This is a genomic window from Streptomyces sp. NPDC000941 (genome assembly GCF_053599555.1).
In genome coordinates this window covers 1-16,362 of record NZ_JBSFMM010000111.1, presented here as the reverse complement: position 1 = coordinate 16,362, position 16,362 = coordinate 1, and the positions used below count along the sequence as shown (strand labels likewise).

General features: G+C 72.5%; 17 protein-coding genes, 1 tRNA gene and 1 pseudogene. 8 read left to right on the top strand and 11 right to left on the bottom strand.

Annotation, left to right across the window (positions count from 1 at the left end):
• The first annotated feature begins 44 nt into the window (after positions 1–44).
• On the top strand, positions 45–1,001 hold the full coding sequence (locus ACWDSL_RS30495) for a ribonucleotide-diphosphate reductase subunit beta (RefSeq protein WP_352129935.1): 957 nt from the start codon (positions 45–47) through the stop codon (positions 999–1,001).
• Between the two features lie 85 nt (positions 1,002–1,086).
• On the opposite strand, the gene def is transcribed toward ACWDSL_RS30495, so the two are convergent.
• The 8 genes from def to ACWDSL_RS30455 form a co-directional block, all read right to left on the bottom strand.
• Positions 1,087–1,716: a peptide deformylase gene (gene def, locus ACWDSL_RS30490; RefSeq protein WP_089504921.1), complete on the bottom strand. Its 630-nt coding sequence runs from the start codon at positions 1,714–1,716 to the stop codon at positions 1,087–1,089.
• Positions 1,717–1,836: 120 nt separating this feature from the next.
• Complete coding sequence (locus tag ACWDSL_RS30485) at positions 1,837–2,823, bottom strand: tetratricopeptide repeat protein (protein ID WP_043486837.1); 987 nt, start codon at positions 2,821–2,823, stop codon at positions 1,837–1,839.
• A 233-nt stretch (positions 2,824–3,056) separates the two neighbouring features.
• On the bottom strand, positions 3,057–4,478 hold the full coding sequence (locus ACWDSL_RS30480; protein WP_450490840.1) for an HD-GYP domain-containing protein: 1,422 nt from the start codon (positions 4,476–4,478) through the stop codon (positions 3,057–3,059).
• Positions 4,475–5,971: an HD-GYP domain-containing protein gene (locus ACWDSL_RS30475; protein ID WP_450490838.1), complete on the bottom strand. Its 1,497-nt coding sequence runs from the start codon at positions 5,969–5,971 to the stop codon at positions 4,475–4,477. The genes ACWDSL_RS30480 and ACWDSL_RS30475 overlap by 4 nt, the downstream gene beginning before the upstream one ends.
• A gap of 189 nt (positions 5,972–6,160) precedes the next feature.
• Positions 6,161–6,478 (bottom strand): mycothiol system anti-sigma-R factor, encoded by a 318-nt coding sequence (rsrA, locus tag ACWDSL_RS30470; RefSeq protein WP_450490836.1) that lies wholly within the window; start codon positions 6,476–6,478, stop codon positions 6,161–6,163.
• A complete protein-coding gene (locus tag ACWDSL_RS30465; protein ID WP_218830768.1) occupies positions 6,475–7,164 on the bottom strand; it encodes a sigma-70 family RNA polymerase sigma factor in 690 nt (229 codons plus the stop codon). Before ACWDSL_RS30465 ends, rsrA begins: the two co-directional genes overlap by 4 nt.
• Positions 7,165–7,471: 307 nt before the next feature.
• Entirely contained in the window at positions 7,472–8,095 is a 624-nt protein-coding gene (locus ACWDSL_RS30460; protein WP_450490884.1) for an alpha/beta hydrolase family protein, read from the bottom strand.
• 148 nt (positions 8,096–8,243) lie between these two features.
• Entirely contained in the window at positions 8,244–9,077 is an 834-nt protein-coding gene (locus tag ACWDSL_RS30455; protein ID WP_450490834.1) for an SOS response-associated peptidase, read from the bottom strand.
• Between the two features lie 119 nt (positions 9,078–9,196).
• Between ACWDSL_RS30455 and ACWDSL_RS30450 the strand changes: the two genes are divergently transcribed.
• The 4 genes from ACWDSL_RS30450 (at position 9,197) to ACWDSL_RS30435 (ending at position 12,874) form a co-directional block, all read left to right on the top strand.
• Entirely contained in the window at positions 9,197–9,910 is a 714-nt protein-coding gene (locus ACWDSL_RS30450; RefSeq protein WP_450490832.1) for a M50 family metallopeptidase, read from the top strand.
• A 121-nt stretch (positions 9,911–10,031) separates the two neighbouring features.
• A complete protein-coding gene (aroA, locus tag ACWDSL_RS30445; RefSeq protein ID WP_450490830.1) occupies positions 10,032–11,417 on the top strand; it encodes a 3-phosphoshikimate 1-carboxyvinyltransferase in 1,386 nt (461 codons plus the stop codon).
• Positions 11,418–11,429: 12 nt separating this feature from the next.
• On the top strand, positions 11,430–12,437 hold the full coding sequence (rsgA, locus tag ACWDSL_RS30440; RefSeq protein ID WP_450490828.1) for a ribosome small subunit-dependent GTPase A: 1,008 nt from the start codon (positions 11,430–11,432) through the stop codon (positions 12,435–12,437).
• 113 nt (positions 12,438–12,550) lie between these two features.
• The gene (locus ACWDSL_RS30435) at positions 12,551–12,874 is read left to right on the top strand and encodes a DMT family transporter (RefSeq protein ID WP_450490826.1); all 324 of its coding nucleotides are present in this window, start codon (positions 12,551–12,553) and stop codon (positions 12,872–12,874) included.
• Here ACWDSL_RS30435 and ACWDSL_RS30430 read toward each other — a convergent pair.
• The gene (locus tag ACWDSL_RS30430; protein WP_450490824.1) at positions 12,871–13,503 is read right to left on the bottom strand and encodes a TetR/AcrR family transcriptional regulator; all 633 of its coding nucleotides are present in this window, start codon (positions 13,501–13,503) and stop codon (positions 12,871–12,873) included. The two genes, ACWDSL_RS30435 and ACWDSL_RS30430, sit on opposite strands and share 4 nt — an antisense overlap.
• 157 nt (positions 13,504–13,660) lie before the next feature.
• Here ACWDSL_RS30430 and hisN point away from each other — a divergent pair, with 157 nt between their 5' ends.
• From hisN to ACWDSL_RS30415, 3 genes are all read left to right on the top strand, one after another.
• Positions 13,661–14,455, top strand: a complete 795-nt coding sequence (gene hisN / locus ACWDSL_RS30425; RefSeq protein ID WP_450490822.1) for a histidinol-phosphatase — start codon at positions 13,661–13,663, stop codon at positions 14,453–14,455.
• Between the two features lie 280 nt (positions 14,456–14,735).
• Positions 14,736–15,134: a CBS domain-containing protein gene (locus tag ACWDSL_RS30420; RefSeq protein WP_450490882.1), complete on the top strand. Its 399-nt coding sequence runs from the start codon at positions 14,736–14,738 to the stop codon at positions 15,132–15,134.
• Positions 15,135–15,214: 80 nt separating this feature from the next.
• On the top strand, positions 15,215–15,631 hold the full coding sequence (locus tag ACWDSL_RS30415) for a Fur family transcriptional regulator (RefSeq protein WP_450490820.1): 417 nt from the start codon (positions 15,215–15,217) through the stop codon (positions 15,629–15,631).
• Positions 15,632–15,712: 81 nt separating this feature from the next.
• Here the strand turns inward: ACWDSL_RS30415 and ACWDSL_RS30410 are convergent.
• Both ACWDSL_RS30410 and ACWDSL_RS30405 read right to left on the bottom strand, forming a co-directional pair.
• Positions 15,713–15,789, bottom strand: a tRNA-Met gene (locus tag ACWDSL_RS30410).
• 65 nt (positions 15,790–15,854) lie between these two features.
• Positions 15,855–16,362: pseudogene (locus tag ACWDSL_RS30405) on the bottom strand (sel1 repeat family protein); the annotation flags it as partial.

Genomic DNA, 16,362 nt, shown 5'->3' with positions numbered 1-16,362 from the left:
TCAAGAACCTCCTGGACCCGGGGTTCGAGCTGACCCTGCGGCCGATGCGGTACCCGGACTTCTACGACCGCTACCGCGACGCGATCAAGAACACCTGGACCGTGGAGGAGGTCGACCTCCACTCGGACGTCGCCGACCTCGCCAAGCTCTCCCCCGGCGAGCAGCACATGATCGGCCGCCTGGTCGCCTTCTTCGCGACCGGTGACTCGATCGTCTCGAACAACCTGGTGCTGACCCTCTACAAGCACATCAACTCGCCCGAGGCGCGGCTGTATCTGTCCCGGCAGCTCTTCGAGGAGGCCGTGCACGTCCAGTTCTATCTGACGCTGCTGGACACCTACCTCCCCGACCCGGACGACCGGGCCGCCGCGTTCGCCGCGGTGGAGAACATCCCGTCCATCAGGGAGAAGGCGGAGTTCTGCTTCCGCTGGATCGACTCGGTCGACAAGATCGACCGGCTGGAGACCAAGGACGACCGCCGCCGGTTCCTCCTCAACCTGATCTGCTTCGCGGCGTGCATCGAGGGCCTGTTCTTCTACGGCGCCTTCGCCTACGTCTACTGGTTCCGCTCCCGCGGCCTGCTGCACGGCCTGGCGACGGGCACCAACTGGGTGTTCCGCGACGAGACCATGCATATGAACTTCGCGTTCCAGGTGGTGGACACGGTCCGCGAGGAGGAGCCCGAGCTCTTCGACGACGAACTCCAGCAGCAGGTCACCGACATGCTGCGGGAGGCCGTCGAGGGCGAGCTGCAGTTCGCCCGCGATCTGTGCGGCGACGGGCTGCCGGGTATGAACACCGAGTCGATGCGCCAGTACCTGGAGTGCGTCGCCGACCAGCGGCTCGCCCGCCTGGGCTTCGCCCCGGTCTACGGCTCGGAGAACCCGTTCTCCTTCATGGAGCTGCAGAACGTCCAGGAGCTGACCAACTTCTTCGAGCGCCGCGCCTCCGCGTACCAGGTGGCGGTCGAGGGCTCGGTCTCCTTCGACGACGACTTCTGAGCCGTTTCTGATTCAAACCCGAAATGCGCGCGCGGCGCCCCTGGGATCTCCCGGGGCGCCGCGCGTATGTACGCGCTGTCGGGCGTCAGTCGTTGGGCACCGTCTCGTAGCGCGGCGTGCCCTCCGCCATCTGCCGCAGCGCGTCCTTACGGTCGCGCTTGGAGAGGCGGTCGATGTAGAGACGGCCGTAGAGGTGGTCGGTCTCGTGCTGCAGGCAGCGGGCGAAATAGCCGGTGCCCTGGACCGCGATCGGCTTGCCCTCGGCGTCCTGGCCGCGCACCACCGCGTAGTCGGGGCGAGCCAGCGAGGCGTACGCGGTGGGCACCGACAGACAGCCCTCATTGGAGTCGTCCAGGACGCGGCGGTCGGCCGGCAGCTCGTCCAGCACCGGATTGCAGACCACGCCGACGTGGCGGACGCCGTCGTCGTCCGGGCAGTCGTAGACGAAGACCTTCAGGCCGACGCCGATCTGGTTGGCGGCCAGGCCCACGCCCTCGGCCGCCTTCTGGCTGGCGAACATGTCGTCGATCAGCGCGGCGAGCTTGTCGTCGAACTCCGTGACGTCCTGGCACTCCTTGTGCAGCACCGGATTGCCGACGACCGTGATCGGACGGGCCGTGCCGCGCTCGCGGTACGCACGCTCGCGCTCCTCACAGTCCTCCGTGTCCACGATGAACTCGTCGTCCACCCGCTGCTCAGTCCCTTGCTGCGCCATCGTCCGCCGCACGCCTTCCTCAAAACCAGACTCGTCGCCCTACAGGGTAAGGCCCGCGCGGGATGGACGGGTATGTCGGCAGAGCTCTGGCGGGTATGTCAGAGACCTCGGGCGGGTATGTCAGCAGACCTCTTCCAGGTCCCGCCACTCGCGGGTGTCCGGGCTGTCCGCGACCCAGCCGTCCAGCAGCCCGCGCACCAGCCCGCTCGGCGCGGCGATCCCGCACTCCCGCTCCGCCACCCACAGCGAACCCGAGCCCGCCATCCGGTGCCCCAGCGGGCCGGGCTGGCCGGGCTCGCTGTGGTCATGCGGGTCCAGGTGCTCGCCCTCGCCCTCGTCGCTTGGCATCCGGCTCTCCGAACAGGAGCGGCACAGCAGCCGCACCGAGGACGACCAGTCCTCGGCGGCGAAGCCCGCGTCCGCCGCCAGCCGCTCCAGCGCGTCCCGGTCGGCCTCCGTCGCGGCCTCCAGCAGCACCACCCAGGTCGGCACCGGGGACGGCGCCCACAGCTCGATCTCGTCGAAGACCGGGTAGGCAGGGCCGGCGGAGGTGACGCGCTCGCCGTGCGGAACGCCGTCGTGCAGCACCACCTCGCCCCAGCGCCGCCCGGAGGACGGCAGCGGGATGGACAGCACCTCGATCCGGGCCGGGTCCAGCCGACGGCCCCAGACGACCTCCGACTCGCCCTCCGGCGACAGCCGCACCGCCGCGCTGCCCAGCTCCATGCCCAACGGCTCACCGGACGCGGACGCCTCGCCGGGCACCTTCAGGCCGTAGGCCTGCCAGGCGCGGCGCGCCAGCGGCCAGTCCTGAAGGGCGGTCGCGGCGATCCCCACGTTCCACCAGTCAGGGGCGCCGGTCTCGCGGTCGAGCAGCGCGACCGCGCGCAGCCCGGCCGCGCGCGCCTGCTCCCAGTCGTGCCGGAACTTGTGCAGCAGCGCCAGGTTGAACCAGGACTCCGACAGCCACGGCTCCAGGTCGGCGGCGCGGGTCAGCAACGCGCCCGCGTCCTCGTACCGGCCGTCTCCGATGAGCGTGAACGCGCGGTCCGTGGCCTGCCGCCATGACGCGGACGGCCGGTGCCGCACCTTGCCGAAGATCTTCACCATTCCCGCCTGCCGGTATCGAAGTAGTACCGAACCAGATGTCCTCGCGGACGGCGTAGCCCTCCCTCGACGACAACCTGCCACACATTCGCGGACATCTCAGCCCGGCCCCTCACGGTTCGGCCTGGGGACGATGCCCACCACTCCTCCTTGCCGCCGGCCATAGGCCCGACACCCCCTCTCTTCGCATCCAACCATGCCCCTCGGGGCAGCCGCTCATTACCCGCGAGTTCTCACTTCGGGTGACCACGGACCTCGTCGTGCACCAGGTCATGCGCCGGATCGTGCTCCGGGTCGTGCTCCGGCCGCGACACGACCGTGGCCAGGGCCTCCACCACCGCCGGGTCGAAGTCACGGCCCGTGCCCCGCCGCAACCGCTCCAGCGCCCCGGGCCCGACCGCGCCCCGGCCCTTCTGAGGGTTTCCCAATGAGGTGCCCGAGGAACCTCCCACCAATTCGGTGTAGGCGTTTACCGCCCGCACGATACGGGCCGGAAGCGGCTGTTCCCGATACGGGTCCGCCTGCCGCTCCACGATCTCCGCGACCTCGTCCGGCACCCCGGTCTGCCGTACGACAGCGCCGCCCAGCAGCGCTATCCGCCGCTGCTCGGCCTCCGGCAGCGGCTCGGTGGCCCCGGCCGGCACCGGGTCGAGCAGCGACAGCTGCCCGACGTCGTGCATCAGCGCCGCGTACTCGAGCACGGTCAGCGACGGAGCGGACAGCCGCAGCTCACGGCCGACGGCACGGCTGAGGCCGGCGACCTGGCGGGCGTGGCCCGCGGGGGTGTAGCCCGCTATCTCCGTCGTCCTCGCCAGCGAGGCGACGGTCTGGCGGCAGGTCGCCCGTATCCCGGCACAGCGGCGGAAGGAGTACTGGACGAGCAGCAGCGGCACACAGAGCGCCGGCAGCACCCACAGCCCGGCCACGGCGACCGCCGGGGCCGTCACCGCCGCCGTCGCGCAGACCGCGGCCCCCACGCCGGGCAGCGCGCGCAGCTCGTCGCGCAGCAGGGACGCGTAGAGCCGGCCCGTACGCGCCCGGGCCGGCGCCGCGGCCAGGGCGGCGTCGCCGAGCGCGGCCAGCGCCAGGACGAGCAGCAGGGCCGCGACGAGGCACGGACCGTGACCGGGCCGGCCTGACCAGGAGGGCAACCGGCCGGTGTGGTGAAGCGGTTGGCAGCAGATCGCGACGAAGGCGACGGTGAGCACCCGGCGCGCGGCGCGGTCGAGGTCGGCCGGGCGTCTGACAGCCGCACGCACCACCAGGGCGAGGAGGGACGCGGCCCCGACGACGGCGACGGTCTGGAGGACGCCGTACGTGGTCGGCGCACCGTCCAGCGGTCCCAGCGCGGCATAGCCGAGGGACGCCGCGGCGGCGACGGGCGCGGGCTCGCGCTCCCCGGCCTCCGGCTCGCCGGGCCGCCCGTGCGCCCCGGCCGCGCCCCTGTCCGCGCCCGCGCCCGCACGCACGACCGGGCGCCCGTCCCACCGCATGGCCTCCCCCACCGCGACGAGCGCCCCAAACGCAAGCGCCACCCCCGGCTCGCGCACACCCACCCGCTGCGTCCATACGAGAGCGGCCACGACCAGCGCTCCCGCCGCCCCGTACACCGCGCCCGCGCCGGGCCACGGCACGGCGCACCGCCACAGGCTCATGCGCCACCACCACCCCGGCCGGGCCGCGCGGCCTCCGGCGGCCGCGCGGAAGCCCGCTCAGAGGGGACGTTTCCGCGCTGGTCCGCTGCGCGGTCCGGGCCGTAGGCAGGTACTCGGTCTGTACGGCCCAGTACATGGTCCCGGACCGGGCGGGCCTCCTCCTGGGGCGCGGCGGGCCAGCCGTGCCGGTCCAGGGCGCGGGCCAGGGCGACCACCATCCGTGGGTCGAACTGCGCCCCTGCGCACCGTTTGAGCTCTTCGACCGCCGCAGGCACCGGCCGTGCCCGTCGGTAGGTCCGGGTCGAGGTCATCGCGTCGAAGGCGTCGGCGACCGCCACCACCCTCGCCGCCTCCGGAATGTCCGCTCCCGCGAGCCCATAGGGATAGCCGCTCCCGTCCAGCCGCTCGTGGTGGTGGAGGACGGCATCCCGCGCCTCGCCCAGGAAGCCGATGCCGCGCACCATCTCGTGCCCATATTCCGGGTGGAGCTCGATGGCGCGGCGCTCGTCGGGGGTCAGCGGACCGTTCTTGCGCAGCAGCCGGGTGGGGACGCCGAGCTTGCCGACGTCGTGCAGGACACCCGCGATACGCAGCGCCTCGAGCCGGTCCCCGTTCATCCCCAGCTCGCGGGCGATCATGGCGGAGGCGCGGCCGACGCGCTCGCTGTGGCCGCGGGTGTACCGGTCCTTGATGTCGAGGGCCTGGACGAGGGCGCGCACGGTGGCCTGATGGGCGGCGCGCTCGCGGTGGCACAGCGCGAAGACGCGGGCGCAGACGTACATCGGCGGCAGCACGAGCAGCGCGGCGGGCGGCCCGTACGGGCTGCGCCACAGCACCGCCATGGTCAGCCCGGCCAGGCCGTGCACCAGGTGGGGCACGAGCGAGCAGAGCACCCGGCCGCGCCAGGCGGCGCGGGGCGAGCGGCCCTCGGCCGTCATCAGCACACCGCCTTCCAGGGCGGCGGCGGTCAGGCCGAGGGCGAGCGCGGCGACGGCCGCGGGCACCAGGGCGTACGGAAAGAAGCCCGGCTCACCGGCGGTGGCGGGGGCGGCGAGGGCAGCGGCAAGGGCCTCCCTGCCGCCGCAGAGCCCGAAGACGAGCGAGGCGGCGTACGCGGCGAGGGCAAGCCGCGCGGCGCGCCACAGCCGCCGCACCCCGGCGGGGCGCCGCTCCACGGCGCCGAGCAGCGCGCCGGGCACCGCGACAAGCGCGGCGGCGGGCGCGGGCAGCAGAAAAGCCCCGGCCAGAAGCGCGGGGCCGCACCAGTCCGGCGACACCGTCACGGCAGGCGCGACGGCGGGCGGCGGGGGTGACTGGGGTGGACAGGCGTGGGGAGGGGGCCTGCGGGCCCCCGCCGCGTAGAGCGCGGCGAGCAGCGCGGCCGTGGCCCACGGGACGTCCGCCGCAGGCGTCAGGGCCGGGGCGGCGCACACCGCGGCCAGGAGCGCGGCGCTCACCACGTAGACACGCGCCGCCAGAGGAACCGCCCGCATACCCCCTCCTCCCCGTCCGCCGAACGGCCCCGGGCGGGGCCGTCAGATTGGGGAGGATAGAGCCGGGCACGCGGGGTTCGTCCGTATGCTCCGCCCGATTCCACACCTTCGGGTGATGATCGGGCGGGTTATGACGAGCGGCGCCGGTCCTGCACGAGGCGAGGGGTCAGTCCTGCACGAGGCGAGGGGCTAGTCCTGCGCGGGCGTCGGCGCGTTCGCCTCCGCGACGACCTCCCGCTCCGGCGCGACCTCGCCGGAGCGGATCAGCTCGATGCGGCTCATGACCTTCGAGCGCAGGTCGCTTGGCACGTCGTCATGGCCGCAGCACCGCTTGACCAGCTTCTTCACGGCCTGCTCCAGGCCGTACTTCTCCAGGCAGGGGGAGCACTCGTGGAAGTGCACCTCAAGCTTGGCGCGGTCGACGTCGGGCATCTCCCGGTCGAGGAACTCGTAGAGATGGTCGAGGACCTCGGAGCAATCCGTCTCGTGCGGGTCTCCGCAGCTCATGAGTCCGCGCCTTTCCGATCGTTCGACTCGTCCGCCGCGGCGGACGCGCCGGCCGGGACCAGTCCACGCCCACGGGCGTAGTCCTCGAGCAGACCGCGCAGCTGGCGGCGCCCACGGTGCAGCCGCGACATCACGGTACCGATGGGTGTCCCCATGATGTCTGCGATCTCCTTGTAGGCAAACCCCTCGACGTCCGCGAGATAGACCGCGATGCGGAACTCCTCGGGAATGGCCTGGAGCGCTTCCTTGACGTCCGAGTCGGGCAGGTGGTCGAGCGCCTGCGACTCCGCGGAGCGCAGACCGGTCGACATATGCGACTCGGCGCGCGCCAGCTGCCAGTCCTCGATCTCCTCGGCCGCGCTGCGCTGGGGCTCCCGCTGCTTCTTGCGATACGAGTTGATGAAGGTGTTGGTCAGGATGCGGTACAGCCACGCCTTGAGGTTGGTGCCCTCACGGAACTGGTGGAAGGACCCGTACGCCTTCGCGTACGTCTCCTGCACCAGGTCCTCGGCGTCGGCCGGATTGCGCGTCATACGCAATGCGGCGGAGTACATCTGGTCGAGGAAGGTAAGGGCATCCCGTTCGAAGCGCGCATTGCGCTCGACGTCCGTCTCCTGCGGCTGCCCGACCGGCCGGCCCTCGGTCACGCCGTCGGTCCCCGCGTCGGTGCCAGTGACCTGACCCACCTCCTCCGCCTTCGTGGCGAGGCCGCCGAATGCGGACCCGCTCGAATCGGAGAATAGACGACGATCCGGTCCGCCCGCCGCTTCGTTCCGGGCAGTCCACCCCGTCTGCGGCTGCGACCAGTCCAGGTCAGCGGCGCGCGGACGGGCCGGGCAAGCGAGCGAACCCATGCTGGGGACTCCTTCTGCTGGTGCGGGTACCTGAGCCTGTTCCTGGTGTTCCTGATCCATATACGCCCGCTACAACAGATCGCGCCCCCGCCGCATTCCCGAGCGTCCCCGCCACCCCCATACGGCGCATCCGCGCAGCTCAGAGCGGTACGCGGACCAGCCATTCGGCCACGGCGCCGGTGATCCGCGCCAGCGCCTCCTGTTGGCCGATGTCCGCCTTCTTGGGCACGGCGAAGCTGTGGTCGCCGTGCGGGATCCCGATCAGTTCCGTCCCGGCGGGCAGCTCGGGGAACTCCTCGGGGCGGCCGAACGGATCGCGGCCGCCCTGGACCACCAGCGTCGGCAGACCGGCGCCCAGCAACTCGTCGGCCCGGGACCGCTCCGGCTTGCCCGGTGGGTGCAGCGGGAAGGACAGCGCCAGCACGGCGCTCGCGCCCAGCTCGCGCGCCGTACGGCAGGCCACCCGCGCCCCGGCGCTGCGGCCGCCCGCGACGACGGGCAGCCCGGGCTTCTCCAGCGCGGGCCACAGCGCGCGCCACCCGATGTCCAGGGTCTTCGGCGCGGGCGCGACCTTCTTGCCCGCCACCCGCCACGGCTGCTCGACCAGCGCGACGCTGACGCCCAGCGGCGGCAGCGCGGCGGCCAGCGCCTGTAGGTCCCGTGCCTCGATCCCACCCCCGGCGCCATGGCTCACGGCCAGCACGGCGCGGGCTCGCGGGGCGCGGTGCCAGGTGATGCGGGCGTCCCCGGCGGGGGTCGGCACGGTCTGCCCGGTCCCGGTCGTGCCGCTCCCGGTCGTGCCGCTCCCGGTCGTGCCGCTCTGGGTCGTTTCGCTCTTGGCTGATTGTTCGGTCTGCTCGGCGCTCACATGCCCATCCTGCCGCTTCCGGGCGGCCACCCCTAGGAACGGCTCAGAAGAGCGTGCTCGTCTCGGGCGCCTCCAGCTCGGTCACCAGCTCCGGGCCGTTGTTGCGTACGTCACTGACGGCCGTGGCCACCGGGTAGGCGCGCAGCAGCCCCGCGGGCGGCGGGGCGAGCAGCGGGCGCAGCTCGTCGGGGTCGGTGTGGGAGGGGTCGAGCCAGTCCGCCCAGCGGTCCTCGGTGAGCACCAGCGGCATCCGCGGATGGATGTCGGCCAGCGACCGCGGCCCCGCGCCACCCTCCTCCCCGCCCTCGCCCAGCAGGGGAAACGGCTCCTTCTCCGCCTCGGTCGTGATGACCGTGCAGGTCACCCACCAGGCCCGCGGGTGGTCGTCCGGCAGCGTCCGGTCGCGCCAGAACTCGTAAAGACCGGCCATGGCCATCACCGAGCCGTCCACCGGGGTCACGAAGTAGGGCTGCTTACGCGGCCGCTTCCGCTTCCCCTGCTCCTCCATCTGCCGCTCCCCCGAGCCGGTGACCCACTCGTAGTAGCCGTCGGCGGGCAGCAGACAGCGGCGCGAGGCGAAGGGGCGGCGGTAGGAGGGCTTCTCGTGCACCGTCTCCGCCCGTGCGTTGATCATCTTTACGCCGGTGTCCGGTGACTTGGCCCAGGACGGCACCAGTCCCCACTTGAGCGCCCTCAGCTGGCGGACCGGATTCGGATCGTCGGCGTCCTTGACGGGGCGTTCGAGCACCGCGTACACGCCCTTGGTGGGCGCGACGTTCCAGTCCGGGGCCAGCGTCTCCTCCGGCTCCCACTGCTGCACCCCGAAGATGCCGACGAGATCCTCGGGCTTCCGGCTCGCTGCGTATCGACCGCACATAGGTGCCACACTGCCACGACGCCCACGGCCGGTGACGCCGGGCCGTCGAAACCGAGCGGCCACGAACAACGTACTGAAGAGCAGAAGCACTGAAGACGGACGCGAGGAGTCTCCCGCACATGGACAGCACGAACGCCGCCGATCTGTGGGACCGCGTCGTCGGCACCCAGCCGGACCCCAACACCTGGCTGATCGCCGCCACCGGGCTGGTCGCGCTCTCGGTGGTCGTCTCCCAGATCGCCTGGCGGATCGCCCGTAACGCCATCACCATCGCCCACGAGGGCGGCCACGGCCTGGTGGCGCTGGTCAGCGGCCGGCGTCTTGAGGGCATACGGCTGCACTCGGACACCTCGGGGCTGACCGTCTCGCGCGGCAAGCCCACCGGCCTCGGCATGATCCTCACCGCGGCCGCCGGCTACACCGCGCCGTCCCTGCTCGGGCTGGCGGGCGCGTGGCTGCTGGCCGCGGGCCATATCACCGCGCTGCTGTGGGGGACGACGGCGCTGCTGGCGCTGATGCTCGTCATGATCCGCAATGCGTACGGCGTGCTCACCGTGGTCGTCTCCGGGGCCGCCTTCTTCCTTGTCTCCTGGCTGACCAAGCCGGACGTACAGGCGGCCTTCGCGTACGTCGTGGTGTGGTTTCTGCTCCTGGGCGGCGTACGCCCCCCGTTCGAGCTGCAGCGCAAGCGCCGCTACTCGGGGGCGCACGACTCCGACCCCGACCAGCTCGCGCGCCTGACCAACGTCCCGGCCACGATCTGGCTGCTGCTCTTCCACGTGGTCTCGCTGAGCTCGCTGATCGGCGGCGGTCGCTGGCTGCTGGGGCTGTGACCGGCGGCCCCTCCAGGCCGCGAGCTGCCCGTAAGCTGTCCATACCAGCGGCCTGTTTCGACAGGGTTTCGCCGTTTTTGATCAAGAATCTCACTCTCGGCGAGCCACTAAAGTGAGAGCCATGACCGGCATTGAGACCCCCTCGGGCGCGCACACCGCCCTCTGGCCCGCTCCGCTCGCCGACGGAGCGGTCGACGCGACCGTCACCGTGCCCGGATCGAAGTCGGTCACCAACCGCGGCCTGATCCTGGCCGCGCTCGCCGCCGAGCCGGGCTGGCTGCGCCGCCCGCTGCGCTCCCGCGACACCCTTCTGATGGCCGAGGCGCTGCGCGCCCTGGGCGTGGGCATCGAGGAGACCGTGTCCGACGGCTCCCCCGGCTCCCACGGCGCGTCGGGCTCCGCGGGCGGCGGCGAGGCATGGCGGGTCATCCCGGCGGGTCTGCACGGCCCGGCCACGGTCGACGTCGGCAACGCCGGCACGGTGATGCGCTTCCTGCCGCCCGTCGCGGCGCTGGCCGACGGCCCGGTGCGGTTCGACGGCGACAAGCGTTCGCACGAGCGTCCGCTGCACGGGGTGATCGACGCGCTGCGCGCGCTCGGCGCCCGGATCGACGACGACGGCCGCGGCTCGCTGCCGATGACCGTGCACGGCGGCGGGGCGCTGGACGGCGGCCCGGTGCGCATCGACGCCTCGTCCTCGTCGCAGTTCGTCAGCGCGCTGCTGCTGTCCGCGCCGCGTTTCAACCAGGGCGTCGAGGTGCGCCATGTGGGCGCCGCGCTGCCCTCGCTGCCGCACATCCGGATGACCGTCGACATGCTGCGGGCCGCGGGCGCGGCCGTGGACGCCCCGGAGGCGGGCGGCGAGCCGAACGTATGGCGGGTGTCGCCCAGCGCCCTGCTCGGCCGCGACCTGGTGGTCGAGCCGGACCTGTCCAACGCGGCGCCGTTCCTCGCGGCCGCCCTGGTCACCGGCGGCCGGGTGACGATCCCGGACTGGCCGGAGCGCACCACCCAGCCCGGCGACTCGCTGCGCCGGATCTTCACCGACATGGGCGGGACCTGCGAGCTCACCGACGCCGGTCTGACCTTCACCGGCACCGGCCGGATCACCGGCATCGACGCCGATCTGCACGAGGTGGGCGAGCTCACCCCGGTGATCGCGGCGGTGGCGGCGCTGGCCGACTCCGAGTCCTCGCTGCACGGCATCGCGCATCTGCGGCTGCACGAGACCGACCGGCTCGCGGCCCTGGCCAAGGAGATCAACGAGCTCGGCGGCGATGTCACCGAGACCGCCGACGGGCTGCGGATCCGCCCGCGCCCGCTGCACGGCGGGGTCTTCCACACCTACGAAGACCACCGGCTGGCCACCGCGGGCGCGGTCATCGGCCTGGTCGTCGAGGGCGTACAGATCGAGAACGTGGCCACCACGGCCAAGACCCTGCCCGACTTCCCCGGGCTGTGGACCGGCATGCTCGACGCGGCGACGGCCCCCTCGCGGAGAGCCTGAGGCGCGGCCGCCATGCGTCGCTACGGCAAGCACACCGACGAGGACGACGTCCGGGTCCGCCCCAACAGGAAGGGCAACCGCCCGCGCACCAGCATCCGCCCCAAGCACGAGGACGCCGCCGAGGGCTTTGTGCTGACCATCGACCGCGGCCGGCTGACGGTCCTGGTCGAGGACCGCACGATCATCGCCATGAAGGCCCGCGAACTGGGCCGCAAGGGCGTGGTGGTCGGGGACCGGGTCGCGGTGGTCGGGGATCTGTCGGGCGACAAGGACACCCTCGCGCGGATCGTACGGGTCGAGGAGCGCTCGTCGGTGCTGCGCCGTACCGCGGACGACGACGACCCGTTCGAGCGGGTGGTCGTCGCCAACGCCGACCAACTGGCCATCGTCACCGCGCTCGCCGACCCCGAGCCGCGCCCGCGGCTGATCGACCGCTGTCTGGTCGCCGCCTTCGACGCCGGGCTGTCCCCGCTGCTGGTCCTCACCAAGTCCGACCTCGCCCCGGCGGCCCCCCTCCTGGAGGCCTACGGGCCGCTCGGCGTCCCCTACATCGTCACCAACCGCGAGGAGCTCGCCGATGGCGACGCGGCCGACCGGGTGCGCGAGCTGCTCACGGACCAGGTCACGGTCTTCTTCGGGCACTCGGGCGTCGGCAAGACGACCCTGGTCAACGCCCTGGTGCCGGAGCACAAACGGGCCACCGGCCGGGTCAACGCGGTCACCGGCCGCGGCCGCCACACCACCACCTCCGCGCTCGCGCTGCCGCTGCCCGACGGCGACGGCTGGGTGATCGACACCCCGGGCGTACGGTCCTTCGGGCTGCACCATGTGGACCCCGCGCGGGTCATCCACGCCTTCCCGGACCTGGAGCCGGGCACCGAGGGCTGTCCGCGCGCCTGCAGCCACGACGAGCCGGACTGCGCGCTCGACCAGTGGGTCGCCGACGGCCACGCCGATCCGGCCCGGCTCTACTCCCTGCGTCGGCTGCTGGCCACGCGGGAGCGGCGAGAGGGCGACTGATCCGCCCGCCTCCGCGACGTTTGCCGCCCCCCATCACATGGGAGGTAACTGGATAATCGCACCGGGCTTGATCCAGACCAGACCCAGACCACATCCACACAGGAGGACTCTGTATGGCGTGGCTGCTCGTCGTGGTCGCCGGGCTTCTCGAAACGGGCTTCGCCGTCTGTCTCAAGCTCTCGCACGGCTTCACCAGGTTGTGGCCCACCATCGCCTTCTGTGCCTTCGCACTGGGCAGCTTCGGCCTGCTGACGCTCTCTCTGAAGAAGCTGGACGTGGGCCCGGCGTACGCGGTGTGGACGGGCATCGGGGCGGCCGGGACCGCGATCTACGGCATGATCTTCCTCGGCGACCTGGTCTCCACGCTCAAGCTCATCTCCATCTCGCTGGTGATCGTCGGCGTGATCGGACTCCAGCTCTCCGGCTCGGCGCACTAGGCACAACCAAGGCCCTGGGCCAACGCCCCGCGCACCAGGCTCTCCACCTCCTCCTCGGACACAGGCTCGGCCACGGGCGCGACCACGTACGACAGCGCCAGGCGCGCGGCCGTCTCGCACGCCTGACCCAGATCCGCCGCCCCGCCCGCCCCGCCCCGCGGCCAGTCCCCGGCCAGCAGGCGCACCGCCCGGTCCCGGATCTGCGCCAGGAGATCGACGGGCGAGGGCAGCGGGTCCGGGACGCCAGGGCGCCGCGAAAGGGTTCCTGGGCTTTCCGGGCGTATGGGCGAGGGCAGCCGTTCGCTCCAGCAGCCGGTGAGCACCGCCCGCACCAGGGGGTTCGCGGCCGCCGCCCGTACGGTCAAGACCGCCGCGGCCACCAGCCGCTCGTTCGGTCCCGCGGCGCCGGTCGCTCCGGACAGCGCCCGCTCCACGCCGACCAGATACGCCTCGGCCTCGCGGCGCACCAGAGCGCGCGCGAGACCGTCCTTGCTGCCGAACTCGTTGTAGAGCGTCTGCCGCGAGACCCCGGCCGCCACGGCCACATCGACCATGCGGACCACCGCCCAGGGGCGGTCGGCGAGCGCGGTGAAGGCCGCGTCGAGTAAGGATTCACGTGCTGCGGGCATCGTCGCCTCCCAGGCCATGCGTCCCTCTTCGGCGGCACGTGCGGACAGAATTGACGCACCGCCAGGTAGTGTCAATAGCCACGGCGTGCGCCCCCGGCGCCCCCCGTCCGGCCGTGGTCGTGTGGATCGGCCGATTCCCTGTCGATACTGTTCGGCCATGCCCGACTACCACGATGACCTGCGTCTCGCCCATGTACTCGCCGATGCAGCCGACGCCACCACCATGGAGCGATTCAAGGCGCTCGACCTCAAGGTCGAGACGAAACCCGATATGACGCCGGTCAGCGAGGCCGACAAGGCGGCCGAGGAACTGATCCGCACCTCGCTCCAGCGCGCCCGGCCGCGGGACGCGGTCCTGGGCGAGGAGTTCGGCAGCCAGGGCACCGGTCCGCGCCGCTGGGTCGTGGACCCGATCGACGGCACCAAGAACTATGTGCGCGGGGTGCCGGTCTGGGCCACGCTGATCGCGCTCATGGAGCGCGGCGAGGGCGGCGACCGGCCGGTCGTCGGAGTGGTGTCGGCACCGGCGCTCGGCCGCCGCTGGTGGGCGGCCGAGGGGCTGGGGGCGTACACCGGCCGGAGCCTGTCGTCCGCGAGCCGGCTGGCGGTGTCTCAGGTCGCGCGGCTGGAGGACGCGTCGTTCGCGTACTCCTCGCTCAGCGGCTGGGAGGAGCGCGGCAGGCTGAACCGTTTCCTCGAGCTGACCCGGGCCTGCTGGCGGACGCGCGGCTACGGCGACTTCTGGCCGTACATGATGGTCGCCGAGGGGTCGGTGGACATCTGCGCCGAGCCCGAACTGTCGCTGTGGGACATGGCGGCGACCGCGATCATCGTCCAGGAGGCGGGCGGCCGCTTCACCGGGCTCGACGGGGTGCCGGGGCCGCTCAGCGGGAACGCGGCGGCGTCGAACGGGCTGCTGCACGGCGAACTGCTGAGCTACCTGGGCGACTAGGGCCCGTCCGGGCCCCGGACCGGCTCATGCATCAGGGGGTACGGGGGCACGCAAGGCGGTAGATCGGCTTCCGCACGCCTCTTGTAGGCGTCCGCGCCCCCATGTGAACATGTGAATCCGCGCGCTTGTGAACTTGTGCAGCCGTGTACTGTCGCGCGGTGCCGCGCGGCGCCGCGGCGTTCGCGGTGCACGCAGTTCTCGCGGTGCACGCGGTTCCGCAGTGCGCGCAGCCCCCGCAGTAAGGATTCGCCAAGGAGGTGGCACGACCATGTCCCCACCCATGCTCGTCCGCGACGCCATGAGTTCAGTGATCCTCACCATCGGCCCCGCCCACACCCTGCGCCAGGCCGCCCGGCTGATGTCCGCCCGACGCGTCGGCTCGGCGATCGTGCTGGACCCCGATACCAGCGGGCTCGGCATCCTGACCGAGCGCGATGTCCTCAACTCACTGGGCGCGGGCCAGGACCCGGACCGCGAACGGGCCCATGCCCACACCACCTCCGACGTCGTCTTCGCCGCCCCTCAGTGGACGCTCGACGAGGCGGCGCGCGCGATGTCCCACGGCGGCTTCCGCCATCTGATCGTCCTGGAGGCGGGCGATCCGGTGGGCGTGGTGTCGGTACGCGACATCATCCGCTGCTGGACCGGCGCACGTCAGCCGGCGCTCGCCCGCGGTTGAACAGATCCCGTATTGGACAGAGTCCAAGTATGGACGGGTCCACTGGTACTCTTGCCTTATCTGACTGATAGGTGAATGGCATGAGTGACCTGCTGGAACGACTCCGGGGACGCGGCTGGCGACTGACCGCCCAGCGACGTGTCGTCGCCGAGGTCCTCAACGGGGACCATGTGCACTACACCGCCGACGAGGTGCACGCCCTCGCGGCCGCCCGGCTCCCGGAGATCTCACGCGCGACCGTGTACAACACCCTCGGGGAGTTGGTCTCGCTCGGCGAGGTGCTCGAGGTCAGCACGGACGGCCGGGCCAAGCGCTACGACCCGAACGCCCACCACGCGCATCAGCACCTGATCTGCGCGCGGTGCGGCACCATCCGCGATGTCCACCCCTCCGGCAACCCGCTGGCCGACCTCCCGACGGAGGAGCGCTTCGGCTTCACGGTCTCGGAGGTCGAGGTCACCTACCGCGGACTCTGCCCCGACTGCGCGGCCGCCTGAGCCCTCGGGCGGCCGTCCCGTCCGGGGGGCACGGGCGCAACACGAAGGGCCCGGATCCTTGTGGATCCGGGCCCTTCACCTTGGTAGCGGGGACAGGATTTGAACCTGCGACCTCTGGGTTATGAGCCCAGCGAGCTACCGAGCTGCTCCACCCCGCGTCGATGTGCCGCAATATTAACCACACGGCGACGGCCGGGGCAAATCGCGAGGAGGGGCGCCGGAGCTACGCCGTGAGCTCCTGCTGCAGGGCGTCCCGCAGCCGGGCCGCGCGCTCGGCCACCTCCGCCGGGCCCAGCTCGACCGCGCGGGCGCACCAGCGCTGGCCCTCGGACAGGGCGCCGCGGCGGGCCGAGAGCAGGGCCAGGCGCAGCGCGGCGCGTCCGTGGCCGGCCTCGGCGGCGCGGGTCCACCACAGGGCGGCCTCCGGCTCGCTGCCCTCGCGGGCGAGCAGCAGCCCCAGGTTGAAGGCGCCGTTGCTGCTGCCCGCCTCGGCGGCCTCGCGGTACCAGCGGGCGGCCTCCACCACATCGCCCCGGGCGGCCGCGAGCATGCCCATGCGCACCTGGGCGCGCCGGTGGCCCTGGCGGGCGGCGCGCTCGTACCACTCCTCGTACTCGGGCGCTCCCGGCTCCATCTCGGGGCGCTCGGCGCGCCCCAGGGCCCCGCGCGGCGCGTCCCCGTCGGCGGACGGCCGGTCCAGCAGCGCGCCCAGCCGGAAGGCGGCCTCCGCG